The sequence below is a fragment of the Streptomyces sp. NPDC047117 genome, from assembly GCF_040643545.1.
GTDB lineage: Bacteria > Actinomycetota > Actinomycetes > Streptomycetales > Streptomycetaceae > Streptomyces.
In genome coordinates this window covers 70,044-93,236 of sequence record NZ_JBEYUN010000006.1, presented here as the reverse complement: position 1 = coordinate 93,236, position 23,193 = coordinate 70,044, and the positions used below count along the sequence as shown (strand labels likewise).

Annotated in this window: 23 protein-coding genes; 7 read left to right on the top strand and 16 right to left on the bottom strand. The window is 71.9% G+C overall.

The window, feature by feature from the left end; genetic code table 11:
- Nucleotides 1-35 precede the first annotated feature (35 nt).
- Nucleotides 36-557, top strand: coding sequence for a GNAT family N-acetyltransferase (locus ABZ840_RS13290; protein WP_361558024.1), 522 nt, complete (start codon nt 36-38; stop codon nt 555-557).
- A gap of 46 nt (nt 558-603) precedes the next feature.
- Here ABZ840_RS13290 and ABZ840_RS13285 read toward each other — a convergent pair whose 3' ends face one another.
- The 6 genes from ABZ840_RS13285 to ABZ840_RS13260 form a co-directional block, all read right to left on the bottom strand.
- On the bottom strand, nt 604-1,302 hold the full coding sequence (locus ABZ840_RS13285) for a demethylmenaquinone methyltransferase (protein WP_361558021.1): 699 nt from the start codon (nt 1,300-1,302) through the stop codon (nt 604-606).
- Nucleotides 1,303-1,349: 47 nt separating this feature from the next.
- Nucleotides 1,350-1,949 (bottom strand): Uma2 family endonuclease, encoded by a 600-nt coding sequence (locus tag ABZ840_RS13280; RefSeq protein ID WP_361558018.1) that lies wholly within the window; start codon nt 1,947-1,949, stop codon nt 1,350-1,352.
- Nucleotides 1,950-2,039: 90 nt separating this feature from the next.
- The gene (locus ABZ840_RS13275) at nt 2,040-2,579 is read right to left on the bottom strand and encodes a hypothetical protein (RefSeq protein WP_361558015.1); all 540 of its coding nucleotides are present in this window, start codon (nt 2,577-2,579) and stop codon (nt 2,040-2,042) included.
- Nucleotides 2,580-2,595: 16 nt separating this feature from the next.
- Complete coding sequence (gene mqnC / locus ABZ840_RS13270) at nt 2,596-3,792, bottom strand: cyclic dehypoxanthinyl futalosine synthase (RefSeq protein WP_361558012.1); 1,197 nt, start codon at nt 3,790-3,792, stop codon at nt 2,596-2,598.
- Between the two features lie 117 nt (nt 3,793-3,909).
- Nucleotides 3,910-5,619, bottom strand: coding sequence for a serine/threonine-protein kinase (locus tag ABZ840_RS13265; RefSeq protein WP_361558009.1), 1,710 nt, complete (start codon nt 5,617-5,619; stop codon nt 3,910-3,912).
- A 461-nt stretch (nt 5,620-6,080) separates the two neighbouring features.
- Nucleotides 6,081-6,968: a menaquinone biosynthesis protein gene (locus tag ABZ840_RS13260; RefSeq protein ID WP_361558006.1), complete on the bottom strand. Its 888-nt coding sequence runs from the start codon at nt 6,966-6,968 to the stop codon at nt 6,081-6,083.
- Between the two features lie 322 nt (nt 6,969-7,290).
- Here ABZ840_RS13260 and ABZ840_RS13255 point away from each other — a divergent pair, with 322 nt between their 5' ends.
- On the top strand, nt 7,291-7,494 hold the full coding sequence (locus ABZ840_RS13255) for a cold-shock protein (protein ID WP_030620150.1): 204 nt from the start codon (nt 7,291-7,293) through the stop codon (nt 7,492-7,494).
- Nucleotides 7,495-7,758: 264 nt separating this feature from the next.
- Here ABZ840_RS13255 and ABZ840_RS13250 read toward each other — a convergent pair whose 3' ends face one another.
- Together ABZ840_RS13250 and ABZ840_RS13245 are read right to left on the bottom strand one after the other, a co-directional pair.
- Nucleotides 7,759-9,630 carry an AMP-dependent synthetase/ligase gene (locus tag ABZ840_RS13250; RefSeq protein ID WP_361558793.1) on the bottom strand — a complete coding sequence of 624 codons (1,872 nt, stop codon included), beginning with the start codon at nt 9,628-9,630 and terminating at the stop codon, nt 7,759-7,761.
- Nucleotides 9,631-9,826: 196 nt separating this feature from the next.
- Complete coding sequence (locus tag ABZ840_RS13245; protein WP_361558003.1) at nt 9,827-11,113, bottom strand: acetyl-CoA C-acetyltransferase; 1,287 nt, start codon at nt 11,111-11,113, stop codon at nt 9,827-9,829.
- A gap of 71 nt (nt 11,114-11,184) precedes the next feature.
- Here ABZ840_RS13245 and ABZ840_RS13240 point away from each other — a divergent pair, with 71 nt between their 5' ends.
- Both ABZ840_RS13240 and ABZ840_RS13235 read left to right on the top strand, forming a co-directional pair.
- Complete coding sequence (locus ABZ840_RS13240; protein WP_361558000.1) at nt 11,185-12,513, top strand: 3-oxoacyl-ACP reductase; 1,329 nt, start codon at nt 11,185-11,187, stop codon at nt 12,511-12,513.
- An 8-nt stretch (nt 12,514-12,521) separates the two neighbouring features.
- Nucleotides 12,522-13,424: a MaoC/PaaZ C-terminal domain-containing protein gene (locus tag ABZ840_RS13235; protein WP_361557997.1), complete on the top strand. Its 903-nt coding sequence runs from the start codon at nt 12,522-12,524 to the stop codon at nt 13,422-13,424.
- Between the two features lie 12 nt (nt 13,425-13,436).
- On the opposite strand, the gene ABZ840_RS13230 is transcribed toward ABZ840_RS13235, so the two are convergent.
- The gene (locus ABZ840_RS13230) at nt 13,437-14,087 is read right to left on the bottom strand and encodes a TetR/AcrR family transcriptional regulator (RefSeq protein WP_361557994.1); all 651 of its coding nucleotides are present in this window, start codon (nt 14,085-14,087) and stop codon (nt 13,437-13,439) included.
- Between the two features lie 171 nt (nt 14,088-14,258).
- Here ABZ840_RS13230 and ABZ840_RS13225 point away from each other — a divergent pair, with 171 nt between their 5' ends.
- Nucleotides 14,259-15,155: an alpha/beta hydrolase gene (locus ABZ840_RS13225; RefSeq protein WP_361557991.1), complete on the top strand. Its 897-nt coding sequence runs from the start codon at nt 14,259-14,261 to the stop codon at nt 15,153-15,155.
- Nucleotides 15,156-15,231: 76 nt separating this feature from the next.
- Here ABZ840_RS13225 and ABZ840_RS13220 read toward each other — a convergent pair whose 3' ends face one another.
- The 6 genes from ABZ840_RS13220 to ABZ840_RS13195 all read right to left on the bottom strand — a co-directional run bounded on the left by ABZ840_RS13220 (nt 15,232) and on the right by ABZ840_RS13195 (nt 20,515).
- Nucleotides 15,232-16,584, bottom strand: a complete 1,353-nt coding sequence (locus tag ABZ840_RS13220) for a dicarboxylate/amino acid:cation symporter (protein WP_361557988.1) — start codon at nt 16,582-16,584, stop codon at nt 15,232-15,234.
- A gap of 380 nt (nt 16,585-16,964) precedes the next feature.
- Nucleotides 16,965-17,252, bottom strand: a complete 288-nt coding sequence (locus tag ABZ840_RS13215; protein ID WP_361557985.1) for a DUF4229 domain-containing protein — start codon at nt 17,250-17,252, stop codon at nt 16,965-16,967.
- A 94-nt stretch (nt 17,253-17,346) separates the two neighbouring features.
- Entirely contained in the window at nt 17,347-17,871 is a 525-nt protein-coding gene (locus tag ABZ840_RS13210; RefSeq protein ID WP_361557982.1) for a GNAT family N-acetyltransferase, read from the bottom strand.
- Between the two features lie 47 nt (nt 17,872-17,918).
- Entirely contained in the window at nt 17,919-19,082 is a 1,164-nt protein-coding gene (gene mqnE, locus ABZ840_RS13205; RefSeq protein WP_361557979.1) for an aminofutalosine synthase MqnE, read from the bottom strand.
- A 101-nt stretch (nt 19,083-19,183) separates the two neighbouring features.
- Nucleotides 19,184-19,639, bottom strand: coding sequence for an Lrp/AsnC family transcriptional regulator (locus ABZ840_RS13200; RefSeq protein WP_361557976.1), 456 nt, complete (start codon nt 19,637-19,639; stop codon nt 19,184-19,186).
- 105 nt (nt 19,640-19,744) lie between these two features.
- Nucleotides 19,745-20,515, bottom strand: a complete 771-nt coding sequence (locus tag ABZ840_RS13195) for a UbiX family flavin prenyltransferase (protein WP_361557973.1) — start codon at nt 20,513-20,515, stop codon at nt 19,745-19,747.
- Between the two features lie 124 nt (nt 20,516-20,639).
- On the opposite strand from ABZ840_RS13195, the gene ABZ840_RS13190 reads away from it, so the two are divergent.
- Nucleotides 20,640-21,224: a rhomboid family intramembrane serine protease gene (locus ABZ840_RS13190; protein WP_361557970.1), complete on the top strand. Its 585-nt coding sequence runs from the start codon at nt 20,640-20,642 to the stop codon at nt 21,222-21,224.
- 94 nt (nt 21,225-21,318) lie between these two features.
- On the top strand, nt 21,319-22,131 hold the full coding sequence (locus ABZ840_RS13185) for a DUF4870 domain-containing protein (protein ID WP_361557967.1): 813 nt from the start codon (nt 21,319-21,321) through the stop codon (nt 22,129-22,131).
- Nucleotides 22,132-22,261: 130 nt separating this feature from the next.
- Here ABZ840_RS13185 and mqnP read toward each other — a convergent pair whose 3' ends face one another.
- Nucleotides 22,262-23,185, bottom strand: a complete 924-nt coding sequence (gene mqnP, locus ABZ840_RS13180) for a menaquinone biosynthesis prenyltransferase MqnP (protein ID WP_361557964.1) — start codon at nt 23,183-23,185, stop codon at nt 22,262-22,264.
- Nucleotides 23,186-23,193 lie beyond the last annotated feature (8 nt).

Below are 23,193 nucleotides of genomic sequence, written 5' to 3'. Positions count from 1 at the left end.
CAGGCCGATGTGATCCGAATCCGAAGGGTTGGCCCATGCAGAAGCCGCTTCCGCCCCTTCCCCCTGTCGAACTGCGCGTCCCCACCGAGGAGGACGCGTGGAACTGGCACGGGGTGTTCGACGACCCGGAGGTCATGGAGTTCCATGGCGGCGCGTCCGCCGAACTGTCGGTCTACGAGGAGCTGACTGCGCGCCAGCGCCGCCACCACGCCGAACGCGGCTACTGCTTCTACACGATGCTCGACCCGGCGGACGGCGCGGTGATCGGCTTCACCGGCGCGCAGCCGTGGCCGAGCACGGAGTGGGGCCCGGTCGGCGAGACAGAGATCGGCTGGCGGCTGGGCCGCAAGTACTGGGGCAAGGGCTACGCCACCGCCGCCGCCCGGCTCGCCCTGACGGAGGTACGGGCGGCCGGGGTACGGCATGTCGTGGCGATGGTGGACGCGCGCAACGCCCGCTCGATCGCGGTGACCCGGCGCCTCGGCATGCGGCAGGCCGAAACGTTCATCTCCCCGGTCTCCAAGGTGACGGGCCTCTGCCACCGCCTGGACCTCTGACCCACGGCGGATGCCGGCCGCCGGGCGCGGCTGCCGGCATCCGCCGTCAGACCGCCGGCTTCGTCCCCCGGTGCAGCGCGACGATGCCGCCCGTGAGGTTGCGCCAGGCGACCTTCGACCAGCCGGCGCGCTGCAGCCGGGCGGCCAGCGCGGGCTGGTCGGGCCAGGCGCGGATGGAGTCGGCGAGGTAGACGTACGCGTCGGGGTTGGAGCTGACCGCGGTCGCGACCGGCGGCAGCGCGCGCATCAGGTACTCGGTGTAGACGGTCCGGAAGGGCGCCCACGTCGGGTGGCTGAACTCGCAGATGACGACCCGGCCGCCGGGCTTGGTCACGCGGTACAGCTCGGCCAGCGCGGCGTCGGTGTCCTGGACGTTCCGCAGCCCGAAGGAGATCGTGACGGCGTCGAACACGCCGTCCGCGAAGGGCAGCTTCATCGCGTCACCGGCGGTGAAGGGCAGCCACGGCTGCCGCTTCTTGCCCTCGCGGAGCATCCCGGTGGAGAAGTCGCACGGCACGACGTACGCGCCGGTGCGGGCGAACGGCACGGACGAGGTGCCCGTACCGGCCGCGAGATCGAGCACCCGCTCGGCGGGGCGCGCCCCCACGGCCTTGTCCACCGCCTTGCGCCACAGCCGCGCCTGCCCGAGGGACAGCACGTCATTGGTCAGGTCGTACCGTTCCGCCACGTCGTCGAACATCGAGGCGACTTCGTGCGGCTGCTTGTCCAGGGATGCTCGGGTCACGAAAGCCATTGTTCACCACGGGGTGCGGCAGGCTGCCCGGAGGGCGCTCAGAAGTCGACCAGGCTCGCGAGGTCGATAGTGATCGGGAAGGGGCGGTCGGTTTCCAGCTTGCCGGTGTGCACCGGGTGCTCAGGGGCCGGGACGTACTCGCCCGAGGCTCTGCTGAGCCAGAACTCGTGCACCACAGGGATGCCGTCCTCGCCCCGCTCCACTCGCCAGAAAAATGGTAGTCCGGCCTCGGCGTAGAGAGCAGGCTTACTGACCCGATCCTGGAGGCGCGAACCATCCGATACCACCTCGACCACAAGTTTCACGTGTGTGGCCGGGGTGCACCTCATATCGATTCCGAGGCCTCGCTTCTCGAAGACGACGACATCCGGCTTGGGCGCGCTTCGTCCGTCGAGCTGAACACAACGCTCCACATTGACCGCGTGCGTCTCGGTCCTGGCCCCCTTCAGACGGTCGCGCAGCTCGTCCCTCACCAAGTCATGCCAGAACACGGTATGTCCCCGAGGCACGATCGCTCCGTCCATGAGTTCCCAGTCGAAGGGAAGGTCCAGGTCTTCGACCTGCTCGACGGTCCAGCCCCCCATGGGCGGGAACATCCAGGTCTCAGGGGTGGCCTTCTCCATCCGGTCAGTGCTCATCACTGCTCCCATGGACGCGAGTGTGGACGCGGGTGCGAGTCGCGGTCCCGTATATGACCGTACCGTCACTCAAAGGGGTGGGGCGGGATGTCAGCGCCGTCGGAAAACGAGGCGGCCGCCCAGGACAGTGGCCAGGCAGGTGCCGTCCTCCGCCATGACCGCGAAGTCGGCCGGGGCGCCCGGGGTCAGGGCGGCCGGGCGGTCGCGGAGGCCGGAGCGGGTGACGGCCGTGCGGACCGAGGGGCGGGTGAAGGGGCCCGTGAGGGACGTCGTGCCGGTGGACAGGAGGCGTTGGAGGCCGCGGCGGGCGCTGCCGCCCCAGCGGGTTTCGGACATGTCGAGGGCGGACAGTGCCGCGCCCGTCAGGGGTTCCGTGCCCAGTTCGGCGGCCTCGCGCGGGTCGGGGTGGTACGCCGCCTCCAGGTACGCGGCGCCGTCCGGCTCGTGGCGGCCGGGGGTCAGCACGCCGTCCCATTCCCGTACGCGGGCCCGGTCGCCGTACTCGACGGCCAGCTCGTCGTACGGGCCGATGGCGGCGATGCGGGCACCCTCGACGACCACCGCGTGCCCGGCGGCGACGGCACCGTCCTCGGTGCGGCGTACTCCGGTCACCCGGTGGATCGTCAGCACGGCGGCGAGGACCTCGTCAGTTCGCCTCGACGAGCTTCAGCTCGGGGTGGGCCGTGCCGCCGTCCAGGGCGGTGGAGGAGATGTGCGAGGTGACGCGGTCGTCGACCGGGTCGTTCGCGGGGTCGTCGTGGACGACGAGGTGCTCGTACGTCGTGGCGCGCTGCGCCGGGACGCGGCCCGCCTTGCGGATCAGGTCGATGATCTCCTGGCGGTTGGAGCGGTGCTTGGCGCCGGCCGAGGAGACGACGTTCTCCTCCAGCATGATCGAGCCGAGGTCGTCGGCGCCGTAGTGCAGCGACAGCTGGCCGACCTCCTTGCCCGTGGTCAGCCAGGAGCCCTGGATGTGGGCGACGTTGTCGAGGAAGATCCGGGCGATCGCGATCATCCGCAGGTACTCGAAGATCGTGGCCTGGGTGCGGCCCTTCAGCGCGTTGTTCTGCGGCTGGTAGGTGTACGGGATGAACGCGCGGAAGCCGCCCGTCCGGTCCTGTACGTCACGGATCATGCGGAGGTGCTCGATGCGCTCGGCGTTGGTCTCGCCCGTGCCCATGAGCATGGTGGAGGTGGACTCGACGCCCAGGTTGTGGGCCTCCTCCATGATCTCCAGCCAGCGCTCGCCGGACTCCTTCAGCGGGGCGATGGCCTTGCGGGGGCGGGCCGGGAGCAGCTCGGCGCCGGCGCCCGCGAAGGAGTCGAGACCGGCGGCGTGGATGCGCTGGATGGCCTCCTTGGTGGAGACCTTGGAGATGCGGGCCATGTGCTCGACCTCGGAGGCGCCGAGGGAGTGGATGACCAGCTGCGGGTACGCCTTCTTGATCGCCGCGAAGTGCTCTTCGTAGTACTCGACGCCGTAGTCCGGGTGGTGGCCGCCCTGGAACATGATCTGGGTGCCGCCCAGCTCCACGGTCTCCGCGCAGCGGCGCAGGATGTCGTCGAGGTCCCGCGTCCACACGTCGGGGCTCTTCGGCGCGGCGAAGAAGGCGCAGAACTTGCACGCCGTCACGCACGAGTTCGTGTAGTTGATGTTCCGCTCGATGATGTACGTCGCGATGTGCTCCGTGCCGGCGTAGCGACGGCGTCGCACGGCGTCGGCGGCCTTGCCGAGGGCGTGCAGCGGAGCGTCCCGGTACAGCTCGACGGCTTCCTCGGGGGTGATCCGCCCGCCTTCCGCGGCGCGGTCGAGTACGGACTGGAGGTCGGCGTTCTCGGTCACCGGGCGTCCCTTCGAGGTTCTTGAGCGGGCATGCGTCACGCCCGATCCAGCGTACGCCAGGGGTCCGACGGGGCCGTTGGCGGTCGGCCGGTTCGTCCGGTACGCACCGGCCGGGCGTCAGCCGACCCGGGAGAGGCGGGCGGTCGGGCGGCCGCCGCGCTCGTCGTCGGAGGCGTAGGCGAGGCCGTCGCCGTCCCGGGTGAGGGTGACGGTCGCGGTCTGCCCCGTGCACAGCGCGCCCGCGTCGGCGTCCGCCGTCTCCTTGAGAGTGAGCCGGCGGGCGGTGGCCGCGCGCAGCTCACCGCTGGCGCGGCACTTCGCGATCATCACGTCGTACGTCAGCTTCGCCACCTTCTCGCCCACGGCCCCCTTGCCGACGGTCACCAGGACCGAGCCGTTGGGCGAGCCGTCGTCCTGCCGGACGGTGCCGGTCCAGGTGCCGAGGAACTCCTCGGACACGGCGCCCGCCGGTCCGGACGGGGTCGCGGCGGGCGGCGGCCCGGCCTGGTCCCCGCCGCCCTTCCCGCCGCCGCCCGGCAGCAGCTGGAAGACGAAGGCGGCGGTGGTCGCGGCGGCCAGCGCCCCGGCGACGGACAGCACCAGCGTGCAGCTCAGCCGGCGGGGCCGCACCCGGCCGCCGACCATGCCGGTCAGCGAGAGCCGGCGTTCCTTCCCGCCGGACGGACGCGCGGGGGCGGAGCCGGTGCCCGCTGCGGGACCGCCGGCCGCGGGCGCCGGCCACTCCGGGCGCGGCGGGACCACGGCCCGGGAGTCGAACGGCACGGGCCCGGAGGCGGGCCCGCCGGACGCCCCGGGGCCGTACGCGGGACCGGCGGCGTACGGCGGGCCGGCCGCGTACGAGGGGTCCGGCGGGCCGAAGCCGGCGACGGGAGCGGCGGGGGCCGGCGGCGGGCCGTCCCGGTTCTCCGCCTCCAGGTTCAGTACCTCGACGGCGCGGCGGCTGACCTGTTCGACCACCCGCGGCGGCAGCCATCCCGCGCGCGCCAGGGCCGCCGCGCCCTGCTCCCCCGCCAGCCGCCGGGCCAGCGCGACGGGCGACGGCCGGTCGCCGGCCCGCTTGAGCAGGCAGTCCGAGACCAGCGCGCGCAGGTCGCCGGTCAGCTCGGGGCCGAGCCGCGGCTCCTCGTGCACGACCTTGTAGAGCAGCGCGGCCGAGCTGTCCCCGGGGAACGGGCTCTCGCCGGTCGCCGCGTACGCCAGGACCGCGCCCAGCGAGAAGACGTCCGAGGCGGCGGTGACGCCGTCGCCGAGGATCTGCTCCGGCGCCATGTAGCCGGGCGAGCCGACCGAGACGCCGGTGGCGGTGAGCGAGGAGGTGCCGTCCGTGGCGCGGGCGATCCCGAAGTCGATGAGCAGCGGGCCGTCCAGCGTGAGCAGCACGTTGGACGGCTTCACGTCCCGGTGGACCAGGCCCAGGCCGTGCACGGCGGCCAGTGCCTCGGCCAGGCCGGCGCCCAGGACCCGTACGGAGTGCTCGGGCAGCGGGCCGTGGCCGGCGACGGCGGCGTCCAGCGCGGGGGCCGCGACGTACGCGGTGGCGACCCAGGGGACGGCCGCTTCGGCGTCGGCGTCCAGGACGGGCGCGGTCCAGGTGCCGCCGACGCGGCGCGCGGATGCCACCTCGCGCCGGAACCGGGCCCGGAACTCGTCGTCGGCCGCGAACTGCGGGTGGACGGCCTTCACCGCGACCGTCCGGCCGCCGGGGCTGCGCCCCAGGTAGACCCGGCCCATGCCGCCCGCGCCGAGCCGGGCGAGCAGCTTGTACGTGCCGATCTCCGCCGGATCCTCCGCCGCCAGCGGCTGCATGGACCCCCGCCTCCCCCTCGCATCCCACCCGTTCGCCTCAGCTTAGGACGGCGGCGATCCGGCCACCGGAGGAATGGGGTGGGCCGGCACCGGGCCGCCCGGAATGCGGGGATGTTTTCCGGCCGCCGGCGGGGCGAACGGCCACCGGAAAATCGGCCCTCAATTCCGGGCGTCACCCATTCCGGGAAATGCCGCCGTGTCGTTCGCGCAGAGTTCACGAAGAATTCCCGGCGGCGGGAGAGCCGGGAAGCGGGATCGGAAGGGGCCGGAAGGACGGGATCGGAAGGGCCGGAAGGACGGGATCGGAAGGGCCGGAAGGAAGAGGGCGCGGGGAGAGAAGAACAGCAGAAAGGTGTATAGGGCATGAAAAATGCGAGGGGCCGGCGCCGCCCACCGGCGACCGGCCCCCGCATCCCGGACCGAGCGGCCCGGCCACCGGGCCCGCGCGGCCCGGTGACGGATCACACGTCCAGCAGGTCCACCCGGACGTCCGCGGGGAAGCCGGTGGTCGGGCCCGTGCGGCGGGCGAATTCGGTGACGCCGCGCAGCTGGTCGGGGCCGAAGCGGAAGTCCAGCGTGGTGAAGTACTTCGCGAGGACGTCCTCGTCGAAGTGCTCCCAGCGGGCCGCCTGCTCGGCGACCTTGCCGACCTCCTCCAGGGACAGGTCGCGGGAGGCCAGGAACGCCTCGTGCACCTTCTGCACGACGACCGGCTCGCGCTCCAGGTAGTCGCGCCGGGCCGCCCATACCGCGAAGACGAACGGCAGGCCGGTCCAGTCCTTCCACATCCGGCCGAGGTCGTGGACCTCCAGGCCGAGCCGGGGCGCCTCGTGCAGGTTGGCGCGCAGCGCGGCGTCGCCGATGAGGACGGCCGCGTCCGCCTCCTGCATCATCACGCCCAGGTCGGGCGGGCAGGTGTAGTACTCCGGCGTGACGCCGACCTTCTCCGCGAGCAGCAGCTGCGCCAGCCGTACGGAGGTCCGCGAGGTCGAGCCGAGCGCGACCCGGGCGCCGTCCAGCTGCTCCAGCGGCTTCTGCGAGACGATCACGCAGGACATCACCGGACCGTCGCAGCCCACCGCGATGTCGGGGAAGGCGACCAGCTGGTCGGCGTGCTTGAGGAACTCGACGAGGGTGATCGGACCCATGTCCAGCTCGCCCGCGACCAGCTTGTCGTTCAGCTGGTCGGGGGTGTCCTTGGTGAGCTCCAGATCGAGCAGGGTGCCCGTACGGGCCAGGCCCCAATAGAGGGGCAGGCAGTTCAGAAACTGGATGTGGCCCACCCGCGGCCGGGTCCGGCGGTGGCCGGCGGTCGGTGCGGGTGCGTCTCCTACGGTTGAATTGTCCACATGTGGAGGCTAGACCCGCGGAACGCGTCACAAGGCGGCGGGGGCCTCCGTATGGCGTGCACCCGCCATACGCGCGCATCCGCAGCGGTTCCCGGCGCTTCGGATGAGCCGCTCCAGGAGTGGCCGGAACCCCGGCACGGCGATAAACGTGATCTTTGGCTCTTCCGCCTTCTCAGCGCACCGTGCTAGGCTCAGCGCAAGTTGCAGTTTGGTTTCCCTTGCAGTACAGAGCCTGCGGATCATGTGACCCGCAGGCATTTGTAGTTTTCAGACTTCTTTGCAGGTTCTGGAGCAGGGCAACCCTTTGGCCCAAGGAGGGCTTATGGCTACCGGAACCGTCAAGTGGTTCAACGCCGAGAAGGGCTTCGGCTTCATCGCCCAGGACGGCGGCGGCCCCGATGTCTTCGTCCACTACTCCGCGATCAACGCGTCTGGCTTCCGCTCCCTGGAGGAGAACCAGACCGTGACCTTCGACGTCACCCAGGGCCCGAAGGGCCCGCAGGCGGAGAACGTCACCCCGGCCTAGTTGCCCGGGTCGGCCGGTCGCGGCCGTAAGTAGCAGTACCCAAGGAGCCCTGCTCCGCCGCTTCGGCGGCGAGCGGGGCTCCTGCCTTTTCCGGCACCTTTCCCGGCACCCGGACCGCTCCGGCGGGGGTCGACCGGGGTCGACCGGCCCGACAAAAAGGGCACAAAGGGTGGAGCCCCGCGCCGCCTCCCCCACAGAGGCGACACGGGACTCCAGTCTGACGCGCCCGGTTGGACGTACGACGGGCGGGGGTCGGTTCCGCGCTCAACTACTTTCGTACAGCGCCTCGATGTCTTTCGCATAGTCCCGTGCAATGGCCACTCGCTTCAGTTTCAACGAAGGAGTGAGGTGGCCGGCCTCCTCGGTGAAGTCACCGGGCAGCACGGCGAAGCGCCGGACGGACTCGGCACGGGACACCAGCCGATTGGCGTCGTCCACCGCGCGCTGCAGATCGGCGAGGAGCCGTTCGTCGCGGACCAGCTCCGCCAGGGGCACGTCCTGCTTCTTCTGCATCCGTCGCCAGTGCGCCAGTCCGTCCGGCTCCAGGGTGATCAGCGCGGCGACGTACGGGCGGTTCTCCCCCACCACCAGGCACTGGCCGACCAGCGGATGCGCACGCATCCGGTCCTCCAGGGGCGCGGGCGCGACGTTCTTGCCGCCGGAGGTCACGATGATCTCCTTCTTGCGGCCGGTGATGGACAGATACCCGTCCGCGTCCAGCGCGCCGAGATCGCCGGTGGCGAACCACGCCTGCGCGTCGACGGCCGGCACGGCGGTCCCGCTCGCCGCGTCCCAGTACCCGGTGAAGACCTGTCCGCCGCGCAGCAGCACCTCCCCGTCGTCGGCGATGCGGACCGCGCTGCCGGGCAGCGGCCAGCCCACGGTGCCCAGACGCGGCTTGAGCGGCGGGGTGACGGTGGCGGCAGCGGTGGTCTCCGTCAGGCCGTAGCCCTCGAAGACCTGGATGCCGGCGCCCTCGTAGAAGGAGGCCAGCCGCCGGCCGAGCGGGGAGCCACCGCAGATCGCGTACCGGACCCGGCCGCCGAGCGCCGCCCGTATGCGGCGGTAGACCAGCGGGTCGTACAGGCCGCGCGCCGCCTTCAGGCCGATCCCGGGGCCGGCGCCGGTGCCGTGCTCGGCGGCCTCGACGGCCTGGCCGTACGCGCGGGCGATGCGTGCCGCGCGGTCGAAGGAGGAAGCGCGGCCCATCTTCTCGGCGGTGGCCCGGCCGGTGTTGTAGACCTTCTCCAGCACGTACGGGATGGCCAGCAGGAACGTCGGGCGGAAGCCGGCCAGATCGGCGAGCAGGTCCTCGGTCTGGATGCTGGGCGCGTGGCCGAGCTTCACCCGCGCCCGCAGACAGCCGACCGCGACCATCCGGCCGAAGACGTGCGAGAGCGGCAGGAAGAGCAGGGTCGAGGCGGGGTCCTTGCTGACCGACCGGAAGACCGGGTGCAGCAGCTCGATGGAGTTGTCGACCTCGGCGAAGAAGTTGCCGTGCGTCAGGACGCAGCCCTTGGGGCGCCCGGTGGTGCCGGAGGTGTAGATCAGCGTGGCGGGGTCGGCCGGGCCGCGGCCGGCGCGGCGCTTGGTCACCTCGTCGGGGAGCAGGTCGCGGCCGGCCGAGGTGAGGTGCGAGACGGCTCCGGCGTCGAGCTGCCAGAGGTGGTCGAGGGCGGGGAGTTCGCCGCGTACGCCGCTGATCATGCGGGTCTGCTCGACGTGCTCCACGACGCAGGCCCGGGCGCCGGAGTCGTGCAGGATCCACTGGGCCTGGTGGGCCGAGGAGGTCGGGTACAGGGGCACGGTGACCAGGCCGGCCGCCCAGGACGCGAAGTCGAGCAGGGTCCACTCGTAGCTGGTCCTGGCCATGATGGCGAGGCGGTCGCCGGGGCGCAGGCCGTGCGCGATCAGGCCCTTGGCGAGGGCCAGCACCTGCTCGGCGAACTCGGCGGCGGTCACGTCGCGCCAGCTGCCGTCGTGCTGCTTGCGGCCGAGGACCGCCTCGGTGGGGGCCTCGGCGGCGTTGTCGAAGGGGATGTCGCCGAGGGAGCCGGTACGGACGGCGGGGGCGAGCGGGGGGACGGAGACCTCGCGCACGGTGCCGTCCTCGACGGTCCTGTGCGGCGGTATCAGTACGGGATTCGTGGGTGGTGCGGCTTCCTGGCGGGACACGAGCGGCTCCTCAGGCGGGCGGGCGCCCCGAGGGGGCGGGGCGCCCTGGACTGTCCGGCGGAACTTCCGTGGTGCTGGGGTGCTGCGGTGCGGCGCTGCTGCGGTGGTGCGTCGGGGGGCCGGCGCTTCGGGGTACCGCGGCCGGCCGGTGCGGCCGTCAGGCGCGTTCGAGGATCGCCGTGACGCCCAGGCCGCCCGCGGCGCAGATCGAGATCAGGCCGCGTACGGGGGTGCCCTCGGCGGCGGGCTCACGCGTGGCCAGCAGCTCGGCGAGGGTGGCGACGATACGGGCGCCGGTCGCGGCGAAGGGGTGGCCGGTGGCGAGCGAGGACCCGGCGACGTTGAGCCGGTCGCGGTCCACGGGGGCCAGCCCCTGCTTCTCCCAGGCGGCGAGGGTGGCCAGCACCTGGGAGGCGAACGCCTCGTGGATCTCGACCAGGTCGAAGTCCTCGATGCCGAGCCCGGCCCGCTCCAGCATCCGCGGCACGGCGTACCCGGGCGCCATCAGCAGCCCGTCGTCGCCGTCCACGAAGTCCACCGCCGCCGTCTCGTACGCGGTGAGGTAGGCCAGCGGCTTGAGGCCGCGCGCGCTCGCCCACTCCTCGCTCGCCAGCAGCACGGTCGCCGCGCCGTCCGTCAGCGGGGTGGAGTTGCCCGCTGTCATGGTCGCGTCGCCGTCCCGGACGCCGAAGACCGGCTTGAGCCGGGCGAGCTTCTCCGCGGTCGAGTCCGGCCGGAGGTTCTGGTCCCGGTCCAGGCCGCGGAAGGGCACGACGAGTTCCTTGAGCAGGCCGCTGTCGTACGCGGCGGCCAGCCGCTGGTGGCTGGTGGCCGCCAGCGCGTCCTGGTCCTCGCGCTGAATGCCCCACTTCCTGGCCGTACGGGCCGCGTGCTCGCCCATGGAGAGGCCGGTGCGCGGCTCGGCGTTGCGCGGGATCTCGGGGACGAGGTGGCGCGGCCGGACGCGGGACAGCTCCTTGAGGCGGGCACCGGCCGACTTCGCGCGGCGGGTGGCGAGCAGGATCCTGCGCAGCTCTTCGTTGACGCCGAGCGGGGCGTCGCTGGCGGTGTCGGAGCCGGCGGCTATCGCGCTGTCGAGCTGGCCGAGGGCGATCTTGTTGGCGGCGGCGATCACGGCCTGGAGGCCGGTGCCGCACGCCTGCTGGATGTCGTACGCGGGGGTGCGCGGGTCCAGCCCGGAGCCGAGCACGGTCTCGCGGGCGAGATTGAAGTCGCGGCTGTGCTTGAGCACCGCACCCGCGACGACCTCGCCGATCCGCTCGCCCTCCAGGTCGAACCGGCCGACCAGGCCGTCCAGCGCCGCGGTCAGCAGCTCCTGGTTGGAGGCGGTGGCGTACGGGCCGTCCGAGCGGGCGAAGGGGATGCGGCTGCCGCCGATCACCGCGACCCGCCGGATGCCCGCGGTGTTCTCCTGCGTACTCATCCTCGACCAGCTCCTGACCCTTGAGTAACCTTACTCGGAAGTAAATTTACGCGAGAACCAGGAGCCGGCCAATGCCCGATCGCTACCTTCGTTTCACGCAATCCGGCCCGGGCCGCTTCGTGACCCGGCGGCTGGGGCTGCCGCAGCCGGCCCCGCTGCACCGCTGGAGCGCGGAGCGGCCGGTACTGGAGGGCCCGCTCCTGCACGTCACGGCCGGGAAGAGCACGGCCGACCCCGCGGCCGTACTGGCCCGCACCGGACTGCCCGTGCACACCTCCCGCGAGGAGGGGGCGCGCTACGCGGCCGTCGTCGTCGACGCCACCGGCGCTGCGGACGTGGCCACCCTGCGCGAGGTGTACGACGGGCTGCACCCGGTGATGCGGTCGCTGACGGACGACGCCCGGCTGATCGTCCTCGGCTCGGCGCCCGACCCGGCGGACCACCACCAGGCCGCCGCGCAGCAGGCCCTCGAAGGGTTCGTACGGTCGCTGGGCAAGGAGGCGGGCCGCGGCCGCACGGCCCAGCTGCTGCGCCTGGCCCCGGACGCCGCCGAGGCGGCCGGGTCCACCCTCCGCTTCCTCCTCTCCCCGCGCTCCGCGTACGTCAGCGGGCAGGTCATCGGCATCGAGGCCGCCGAAGCGATCGTCGAACCCGAGGACCGGGACCGGCCACTGGACGGGCGTACGGCGCTGGTGACCGGTGCCGCGCGCGGGATCGGCAAGGCGGTCGCGGAGACGCTGGCCCGGTACGGCGCGCGGGTGGTCTGCCTGGACGTGCCGCAGGCCGAGGCGGACGTACGGGCGGTCGCCGAGCGGCTGGGCGGGCAGGCCCTCGCGCTGGACATCACCGCGGCGGACGCGGGCGAGCGGATCGCCGCGGCCCTGCCCGACGGCCTGGACGTCCTCGTCCACAACGCGGGCATCACCCGCGACCGGCGGCTGGCCAACATGGCGGCCGACCGCTGGGACGCAGTGCTGGACGTCAACCTCGCCGCGGTGCTCCGCACGACCGACCAGCTGCTGGCCGCGGGCACGCTGCGGCGCGGCACGGGGCGGATCGTCGCCACCGCTTCGATCGCCGGGATCGCGGGGAACACCGGCCAGACGAACTACGCGGCCAGCAAGGCCGGCATCATCGGCCTGGTCCGCTCCCTGGCCCCGCGGGCGGCGGCCGAGCACGGCGTCACCGTCAACGCGGTCGCCCCCGGCTTCATCGAAACAAAGATGACCGCGGCCGTCCCCCTCTTCATCCGGGAGGCCGGCCGCCGGATGAACTCCCTCGGGCAGGGCGGCCTGCCGGCCGACGTCGCCGAGACCATCGCCTGGCTCGCGGACCCGGCCTCGGGCGGCGTCAACGGCCAGGTCGTACGGGTCTGCGGACAGAGCCTGCTGGGGGCGTGATGACGGACATGAACACGGGCACGGACCTGGACCTGACCCTGACGCGCGCCCCGCGCCTGATGCCGGCGCTGGGCAAAGGGGTACTGACCGGGATCGGCAAGCGGCCACGCCCGGACGCGCCGCTGCCGGCCGTACGGCTCACCCTGCCCGGCGTACGGGCCGACCCCGCGCGTACCGCCGCGTACGCCGAGGTCTGCGGCTTCGCCGCGCACGCCCCCGTACTGCCGGTCACCTACCCGCACATCCTCGGCTTCCCGCTGGCGGCGCGGCTGATGAGCGCCCGCGCCTTCCCGCTCCCGATGCTCGGCCTGGTCCACACCACGATCGAGATCGTCCAGCACGCACCGCTCCCGGCCGACGAACCCCTGGACCTGACGGTGTACGCAGCGGAACTCCGCCCGCACCGACGGGGCACCGAGGCCGTCATGGTCACGGAGGCCCGCCGCGACGGCGAGCTCCTCTGGGAGGACCACAGCACCTACCTGGCCCGCCACCGCACAGAAGCACCGTCCGCGCACCCCACTCCCTCACCGACCGCTCCTTCACCGGCCGCCCCTTCACCCACCGCCCCGCTGCCGCCCCGTGCCGAGTGGCGGCTGGCCGGTGACCTCGGCCGCCGCCACGCCGCCGTCTCCGGCGACTACAACCCCATCCACCTGCACCCGCTGACGGCCCGCCCGCTCGGCTTCCCCCGCGCCATCGCCCACGGCATGTGGACCTTCGCCCGCTGCGCAGCCGAGGCCGTCCCCGAGGACGCCCACGCCGTACGCATCACCTCGGAGTTCCGCGCCCCGGTACTCCTCCCGACAACAGTGACCTACGCCGCGACAGGCCCCACCTTCGAACTCCGCGCAGGCCCGCCCCACGAGGCCCGCCTGCACCTGACGGGTGAGGCGGAGATCAGGAGCTGAGTCCGGAACGGCTCACCCGCCCGGTGACCACCGGACTCCCGACATCAGGGGGCCCAGGCCGGTCCAGGCGAAGTTCATGAGGGTGGCGGCGGTTTCCCTGGCGGTGGGGCGGGAGTCGGCGGGGCGGGCGTTGGCCCATTCGGCGAGGGATTCGGCGGCGCCGACGAGGGCGTGGGAGAGGCCGGAGACCTCGCGTTCCGCCAGGTTCTCGTCGCAGCCCGCCTCCCGCGCGGCGGCGCCGATCAGGCCGGTGACGAACTCGGTGATCTCGGTCCGCATCGCGGCCACTTCGAGGGCGAACGGCTCGCCGTGCGTGCGGGCCTGCTGGTGCAGTACCGCCCAGCCTTCCGGGTGCTCGGCGGTGTGCGCGAAGAAGCCCTGTACGCCGCTCCACAGCTGCCGATCGGCCGGCGCACCGGCCTCAACGGCGGCCCGTACGGCGGCGACCAGGGCCGCTGCCTCGCGCCGGATGACCGCGCTGAACAGCTCTTCCTTGGAGTTCAGATAGAGGTAGACCAGCGGCTTGGAGACGCCGGCGACCTCGGCGATCTCGTCCATGGAGGCGGCGCGGTAGCCGCGTCGCGCGAAGGTCAGCACGGCCGCGTCCATCATCTGCTGCTCGCGCACCGCCCGCGGCACGCGCTTGCTTTTCACGTCACCCACACCGAACGTCCTTCCGCCCCGCCCTCTTACCGCTAAGTAAGTTTACGGATCCGCCCGCACGGGGTCCGTCCTTCGCGGGCGATATTGCGTTGACGTGGCGGGTGGGCACGCGAGACGATACGGTTCGGTTCGCGAGACGTCGCGTCTCGCGGGGAGAGGGAGGGGGCCGACATGGACGGCGGACAGTACGTGGAGGTGGCACCCGGTGTGCGGCTGTGGGTCGAGGAGCGTGGTTCGGCGGACGCGCCACCGCTGCTGCTGATCATGGGCGCGCAGGCGTCCGGGCTGGGCTGGCCCGACGAGTTGGTCGACGCGCTCGCCGCCCGCCACCGGGTCATCCGCTACGACCACCGCGACACCGGCCGGTCCCCTTGGGCCTTCGACGAGCGGCCGTACCGGATCACCGACCTGGCCGAGGACGCGATCGGCGTGCTCGACGGGCTGGGCGTGGCCCGGGCCCACGTCGTCGGGATGTCGCTGGGCGGGATGCTCGCGCAGCTGCTGATCGCCGACCGTCCGGAGCGGCTGCTCAGCGCGACGCTGATCGGGACGTGCGCGCTCAGTACGACGGAACACGTACGGGCGGACGGCACCCGGGTGCCGGTCGCGGAGCTGCCGGGCATCGCGCCGGAGATCCTGGCGGCATGGGCACAGCCCGTCGAGGACCACGGCGCGGAGGCCGAGCTGGACCGGCGGGTCGCGCACTGGCGGCTGCTCAGCGGCGGCTCCCTCCCGTTCGACGCGGCGTACTTCCGCGCGCTGGAGCAGCGGATCATCGCACACACGGGGCGGTACGACACCAACAGCGCGCACGCCCGCGCCGACGACTCGGGGATGCTGCGGACGGCGGAGCTGGCCGGGACGGAGGTGCCCACGCTGGTCGTGCGCGCGAGCGCCGAGCCGGTGTTCCCGCCGGCGCACGCGGAGCACCTGGCGCAGGTCATCGGTCGCGGCACCACCCGGACCGTGGAGATCCCGGGGATGGGGCACGCGCTGCCCCGGGAGGTGCTGGGGCCGCTGGCCGACGCGGTGCTGGAGCACACCCGTCACGTGCGTACGGCCTCCTGACGCACGGACGCCCCGGAGCCGAGGAGGCTCCGGGGCGCTGTGCCCGTACGGGAGGGGCCGGGTGGGCCCGAGGGGGTCAGCCGGCGGCAGGCGCCGGGACGGTGACCTTCTGCTCCGCCTCTTCGGCGGCCGCGGCCGTCGCGGTGTCCTCGCCGAGGCCGGTGCTGGTGGCGCGGTCGTACGCGTCGCGGTCCAGGATCTTCTCCTTGGCGGAGACCAGGATCGGGACGACGACCTGGCCGGCCACATTGGTGGCGGTACGCATCATGTCCAGGATCGGGTCGATCGCCATGAGGAGACCGACACCGGCCAGCGGCAGGCCGAGCGTGGACAGCGTCAGGGTCAGCATGACCGTGGCGCCGGTGAGGCCGGCGGTGGCGGCCGAACCGATGACCGAGACGAACGCGATCAGGACGTAGTCGGCGATGCCGAGGTGCACGTCGAAGATCTGCGCGATGAAGATCGCGGCGAGCGCCGGGTAGATGGAGGCGCAGCCGTCCATCTTGGTGGTCGAGCCGAAGGGCACGGCGAAGGACGCGTACTCCCTCGGGACGCCGAGGCGCTCGGTGACCTTCTGGGTGACCGGCATCGTGCCGACCGAGGAGCGGGACACGAAGGCCAGCTGGATCGCGGGCCAGGCGCCGCGGAAGAACTGCAGCGGGTTGACCTTGGCGACCGTGGCGAGCAGCAGCGGGTAGACGCCGAACATCACCAGCGCGCAGCCGACGTAGATGTCGACGGTGAAGGTCGCGTACTTGCCGATGAGGTTCCAGCCGTACGTGGCGATCGCGTTGCCGATGAGGCCGACGGTGCCCAGCGGGGCCAGCCGGATGACCCACCACAGGGCCTTCTGCAGCAGCTCCAGCGCCGAGCGGCTGAGCTTGAGGACTGGCTCCGCCTTCTCGCCCAGCTGGAGCGCGGCGATGCCGACGACGGCGGCCATGAACACGATCTGCAGGACCTGCAGCTCGGTGAAGGGCGTGATGATGTCGGTCGGGATGATCCCGGTCAGGAAGTCGATCCAGGTGCCGGCGTGGTCGGGCTTGGAGCCGTCGGCGGGCGTGAGGCCGGTGCCGGCGCCGGGGTTGGTGACCAGGCCGATGGCCATGCCGATCGCGACCGCGATCAGCGAGGTGACCATGAACCACAGCAGGGTGCGGGTGGCGAGCCGGGCGGCGTTGTTGACCTGCCGCAGGTTGGTGATCGACACCACGATGGCGAAGAAGACCAGCGGAGCCACGGCCAGCTTCAGCAGCTGGACGAAGAGCTCACCGATCTTGCCGAGGGTGGTGACCAGCCAGCCGATGTCGCCGCTCTTGGCGATCCAGCCGAGGAGCACACCGAGGACGAGACCCAGCAGGATCTGCGCCCAGAAGGGGACTCTCGGTATGCGGGAGGTCTTGGGAGAGGTCTCGGAAGACGTGGACAACGGGCACACTCCGGGTGCGTACAGGCTTCGGGAAGAGGGCGTGGAGCGCCAGGAGGTCCGTTTGCGGGATCTCCGGCCGCTGGGCTGGGCGTCGCGGGGACGTCAGCGGCGGCAACAGGCCGCGGACACACAGCGGCAAAGATCGACGTGCAGGCGCGCCACGAGCGTGAGGCTCATGGGGAACTGGTGCGCTACTGCTGTCTTCATGTCCATTACGTTAACACTTGAACTTTGGGGTACTCAAAGAAAATCTTTGGCACCCGTGGGCCCCGGGCCGGACGGTAAACGTCAAAGCCCGCCCGTGGAGCGGAAACTCCACGGGCGGGCGTGAACGGTGTGTGAGCTGTCTTACAGGCCGCGGGGCCGGCCGGGCGGCATCCTCAGACGCCGTCCTCCTGACTGCGGTTGGCGGCGAGCCGGGCCTTCTGGCGGTCCACCTTGGCCACGATCTGCTGGGACATGGCGTCCCGCTGCTTGCGCAGCAGCACGAAGCTGAGCGGCGCGGAGATCACGATGGCGAGCAGCAGCATCCAGACGGTGTTCGAGGCGCCCACGGCCAGCGGGATGACGCGGAAGTACGCGAGGGCCCAGACGACCGCGAAGCACACGACGAAGATGCCCACGCGGGAAGCGGTGTACAGGAGTGCGGCGTGCTTCTGGCTGCTCACGGTCGGACCTTCTTCTCAACGACAACCGAAAGGGTCTGCATCCAGTCAAGCACAGCGCCCCGGGCGATCTTTCGCGCCCCCGGCATCGGGGGCGTCAGGCCACTTCGCGCCACATCGTGATGTCGTCGCGGTAGTCGTCGTCGGTGACCTTGATCGCGTCGGGGACCCGGCCGACCTCCTTGTACCCGCAGGAGGCGTAGAAGCGGTCGGCTCCGGTGCCGCCGCGGCAGGTGAGCCGGAGGCCGCGTATCGCCTCGGCGTCCCGCGCGGCGTCCTCGACGGCCGCCATCAGGTCGCGCCCCACGCCCTGCCCCTGGAGCGAGGGGTGCACCATCACGCTGTAGACCCACAGCCAGTGCTTCATGAGCCGGTGGGTGTTCGCGTACACGAAGGCGGTGGCCAGCGGGGTGCCCGCCGCGTCCCGGCCGACGACCAGCCGGGCCCGGCCCTCGGCCATCGCGGCCAGGTGCTTGATCAGCTCGGGTCGGATGTCCTCGCGGGTGACGGGCGGCACGAAGCCGACCGCCCCGCCGGCGTTGGAGACATCGGCCCACAGCGTGCAGATCCCGTCACGCAGTTCAGGGGTGACAGAAGGGTCCAGGTCGAAGCGCACGCTCATGACCTGGACCCTAATCCGTCACTCCGGCGACCGGAAAGCGCGTTCCGTCACACCCGCATCGGCTGCGGCGCCTCACGGCGGTTCGCGTCCGGGCCCGGGTACTCGCGGATGATCTCGTACCGGGTGTTGCGCTCGACCGGCGTGAAGCCCGCGTCCGTGATGAGGTCCAGCAGGTCCTCACGGGTGAGCTTGTTCGGCGTGCCGTAGTTGTCGGCGTCGTGCGTGATCTTGTACTCGACGACCGAGCCGTCCATGTCGTCCGCGCCGTGCTGGAGCGCGAGCTGCGTGGTCTGCAGGCCGTGCATGACCCAGAAGCACTTCACGTGCGGCACGTTGTCGAAGAGCAGCCGGGAGACCGCGAAGGTCTTCAGCGCCTCGGCGCCGGTGGCCATCGTGGTGCGCGCCTGGAGCTTGTTGCGGATCTTGCCGTCCTGCATGTCCACGAAGTCGTGCTGGTAGCGCAGCGGGATGAAGACCTGGAAGCCGCCGGTCTCGTCCTGCAGCTCACGCAGGCGCAGTACGTGGTCGACGCGGTGGCGCGGCTCCTCGATGTGCCCGTACAGCATCGTGGAGGGCGTCTTGAGGCCCTTCTGGTGCGCCAGGCGGTGGATCCGCGACCAGTCCTCCCAGTGGGTGCGGTGGTCCACGATGTGCTGCCGGACCTCCCAGTCGAAGATCTCGGCGCCGCCGCCGGTCAGCGACTCCAGGCCCGCGTCGATCAGCTCGTCGAGGATGTCCGAGGCGTCCAGGCCCGAGATCGACTCGAAGTGGTGGATCTCGGTCGCGGTGAAGGCCTTCAGCCCGACGTCGGGCAGCGCCTCCTTGAGGGCCTTCAGGGAGCGGGGGTAGTAACGCCAGGGCAGATTCGGGTGCAGGCCGTTGACGATGTGCAGCTCGGTGAGGTTCTCGTTCTCCATGGCCTTGGCCAGGCGGACGGCCTCCTCGATGCGCATCGTGTAGGCGTCCTTCTCACCCGGCTTGCGCTGGAAGGAGCAGTACGCGCAGGAGGCGGTGCACACGTTCGTCATGTTGAGGTGACGGTTGACGTTGAAGTGCACCAGGTCGCCGTTCATACGGGTACGCACCTCGTGCGCGAGCCCGCCGAGCCATGCCAGGTCGTCGGACTCGTAGAGGGCGATGCCGTCCTCACGGGTCAGCCGCTCACCGGCATGGACCTTCTCCTCCAGCTCGCGCTTGAGCCCAGCGTCCATTCCGGTCCGCCTCCATTGTTCTGCCGAATAACAAGCCTCATCGACCTTACTCCCCCGGTTCTCGCCCGGGCGGCGCCCCCGTGTGCGGCCGCAACGGGCCGCTAGACCTCCTCGGGAAGCTCCCCGACGCGGTTCTCCCACTTGGTGGAGAGCACGACGGTGGTGCGCGTCCGGGACACGCCCTTCGTGCCGGACAGCCGGCGGATGGTCCGCTCCAGGCCGTCCACGTCGCCGACCCGCACCTTGAGCATGTACGAGTCGTCGCCCGCGATGAACCAGCAGTCCTCGATCTCGGCGAGGTCGCGCAGCCGGTGGGCGAGCTCCTCGTGGTCGGTGGCGTCCGTCAGCGAGATGCCGACCAGGGCCGTGACGCCCAGGCCCAGCGAGGCGGCGTCGACGGTGGCGCGATAGCCGGTGATCACGCCGGCCGACTCCAGCCGGTTGATGCGGTCCGTGACGCTGGGGCCGGAAAGACCCACGAGCCGGCCGAGCTCCGCGTACGAGGCCCTGCCGTTCTCGCGCAGTGCCTGAATGAGCTGCCTGTCCACCGCGTCCATTGCGTCCCCGACCTTTCAATCTTTCCGCACTGCCACTACTGATTACGAAATCTAAGGCATGCAGGGCGATTTAGCCTGCAATCCCAGGTAACAAACGGAGTTCGATCACCGATTTCTGCTCGGGCGGCTCGCTTCGCCGCCCTCGTCGCGCGTGGCCCCGCCACCGTCCCCGGCGCCGCGCGACGCGCCGCCGAGCTCGCCCTCCCAGCGCCGGTACAGGCCGTGCGGCACCTCCGCCGCGTCCAGCGCCCGGCCGGCCACGAAGTCCACCAGGTCCTGGATGTGCGTCGCCCCCGCGTAGAACGCGGGCGAGGCCGGCAGCACCACGGCGCCCGCCTCGTCCAGGGCGACCAGGTGCTTGAGGGTCTGCCCGTTCAGCGGCGTCTCGCGCACCGCGACGACCAGCTTCCTGCGCTCCTTCAGCGTCACGCTCGCCGTCCGCTGCAGCAGGTCCTTCGACAGCCCCAGCGCCACCCCGGCCACGCACGCCGTGCTGGCCGGCACGATCAGCATGCCCTTGGCCGGGTACGAGCCCGACGACGGGCCCGCCGCCAGGTCACCGGCCGGCCAGTGCCGTACGTCCGCCAGGTCGGCCTCGGTGACCGGAAAGGTGTCCGGCTTGCCGTCGGCGCCCCGCGCCAGCCACTCGCGCAGGTCCGTGCGCCAGTGCGCGTCCCGGAAGGAGATCCCGGTCTCGTCCAGCAGCGTCAGCCGCGAGGCGCGGCTCACCACCAGGTCCACGGCCTCCCCGGCGGCCAGCAGCCCGCGCACCACCGACGCGGCGTACGGGGTCCCGGACGCGCCGGAGACCCCGACGACCCACGGCCTGCGGCCGGTGCCGGCGTGCTGACTGGTGACGTTGTGCGGCGGCTCCACGGCACCGAGCCTATCCGGCGGAACCAGAAGCACCGTCACAGCCGTTGTTGCTTGTGAGCTCGTGCGGCCACGCCGGCCGCACGGACTCGGCGCACACCCCGGTGCACAGGTGAGGAGGGCCGACATGGGAGCACGCGCCAAGCCCGCCGCGCTGCTGGTGCTGGCCTGGGCCGGACTGCTGTGGGTCCTGGAGGTGGTGGACGTCGCGAGCGGGCACGCCCTGGACACCTTCGGCATCCGGCCGCGCGAGCTGAGCGAGCTGATCGACGTGGTCCCCGCGACCGCCGTCCACTTCGGCTTCGCCCATCTGATGGCCAACACCCTCCCGCTGCTCGTGCTCGGCTTCCTGGCCGGGCTCCGCTCCGGGGTCCGCAGACTGGCCGGCGTCGCGCTGCTCATCGCCGTCGTCAGCGGCTTGGGCGTCTGGCTGATATCGCCACCGGGGAGCAACACCGCGGGCGTCTCCGGCGTGATCTTCGGACTCTTCGGCTACCTCGTCGTGCGCGGCTTCATCGAGCGCAAGGCCCTGGACATCGCCATCGGCCTGCTCGTCGCGGTGCTCTACGGCTCGCTCCTGTGGGGCGCGCTCCCGGCCGCCGACGGCATCAGCTGGCAGGCGCACCTCTTCGGACTCGCCGGCGGCGTGCTGGCCGCCTATGTCTTCCGGGTCCGGACTCCGGCCCTCCGCTCGCCCGGCGGCGTCCCGTAGTCTCGCCTGCAGGCGGACGCGCCGGTCCTACGACGCACGCCGCCCGTGTCCAGCGCCTCGCGCGCGAGAGTTACGTCATCGGGGGGATCAGCCCATGGTCGAATTCGACAAGTCCGCGTCCGAACCGCCGGCCGAGGGACAGCCGCAGCAGGGCGGGCAGCCGCAGCAGCCCCCGCAGGGCGGCCAGCAGTCCCCGCAGGGTCAGCAGTCCCCGCAGGGTGGCCAGCCGTACGGCCAGCAGTCCCCGCCGCAGCAGCCGCAGGGTGGCGCGCCCGGTGCCGCGCCCGGGTACGGCCAGCAGTACGGCGCACCCGGCGGCCCGCAGTACGGCTACCCGCAGCAGGGCGGTCAGCAGTACGGTGGCCAGCAGTACGGCGCGTACGTCCCCGGCGGGGAGCAGCAGCCGTACGGCGCGCCCGGCGGCCCCGGCTGGGGCGGCCAGCCCGGGTACGGCTACGCCCCGCAGCGCCCCTCGACCTCCCCCGCGATGTGGGCGCACCTCGGCGCGGTGCTCACCGTCTTCGTCGGCACGGGCATGTGCTGCATCGGCATGCTCTGCGGCTGGATCGCCCCGCTCTCCATCCGCGGCAACGGCCAGAACGAGCACGACCCGTACATCCGCCACCACACCGCCCAGGGCATGAACTACGGCATCACCCAGGCGATCATGTCGGTGATCACCGCGGTGCTGTACTTCGCCGTCGTGGTCGGCGGCGCCGTGACCGCCGACTCCGGCACGGGCGACCCCGGCGCGGTCTTCTTCATCCCCCTGATCGCCTACCTCGTGATCTTCGGCGGGTACTGGATCACCACGCTGGTCTACGGGATCATCGGCACGGTGAAGGCCAACAGCGGGCAGCTGTGGTCCTACCCCAAGCTCGTGGCCTGGCGCTTCGTCAAGAACTGAGCCCGCACGCGGGCGCCGGGCACGGCCCGCGCGACGCACAGAGGGGCCGGTACCCACCCGGGTACCGGCCCCTCTGCCGTGCTCGCCCCGCAGGGGCGTCGGCCTCGTGGTCAGGGCGTGAGCCCCGCGGTCAGGACGTCAGCCCCCGTACGACCAGGTCGAGCAGCGCGCAGACGAACAGCGCCATGCCGATGAAGCCGTTGACGCTGAAGAACGCCCGGTTCAGGCGCGACAGGTCGTGCGGCCGGACGATCGTGTGCTCGTACAGGAAAGCGCCCGCGACGATCACCAGGCCGACCCAGAAGAACACCCCGGCGCCGGTGGCCAGCGCGTACCAGACCAGCAGCGCCATCGTGACGGCGTGGCAGGCCCGGGCGCCGTGCAGCGCGGCGGGGATGCCGAAGCGGGCCGGTACCGACTTCACGCCGTGCGCCCGGTCGGCGCGCACGTCCTGGCAGGCGAAGATCAGGTCGAAGCCGCCGATCCAGATGCCCACCGCGAGACCGAGGATCACCGCGTCCCACGACCAGCTGCCGGTGATCGCGAGCCAGGCGCCGATCGGCCCGATGGCCTGGGCCAGGCCCAGGATGGCGTGCGGGAAGTTCGTGAACCGCTTGCCGTACGGATAGACCACCATCGGGACCACCGCGACCGGCGCCAGCGCCAGGCACAGCGGGTTGAGCAGCGCGGCGGCGCCCAGGAAGACGACGACGGCGACCAGCGCGCCGGTCCAGGCGGAGCGGACGGACACCGCTCCGGTGACCAGCTCGCGGCTCGCGGTGCGCGGGTTACGGGCGTCGATCTCGCGGTCGATGATGCGGTTCGCGGCCATCGCGAAGGTCCGCAGGCCGACCATGCAGACGGTCACCAGCAGCAGCGGCCACCAGTGGATGCTCCGGTCCTGCTGGTACATCGCGGTGAAGGCGGCGATGTAGGCGAAGGGCAGCGCGAAGACCGAGTGCTCGATCATGACGAGGCGCAGGAACGCCTTGATCTTGCCGGGCGGCGCGGGCTCCGGCCCGACGAGGTCCGAGGTTGCTGAATCTGCACTCATACGTGGCT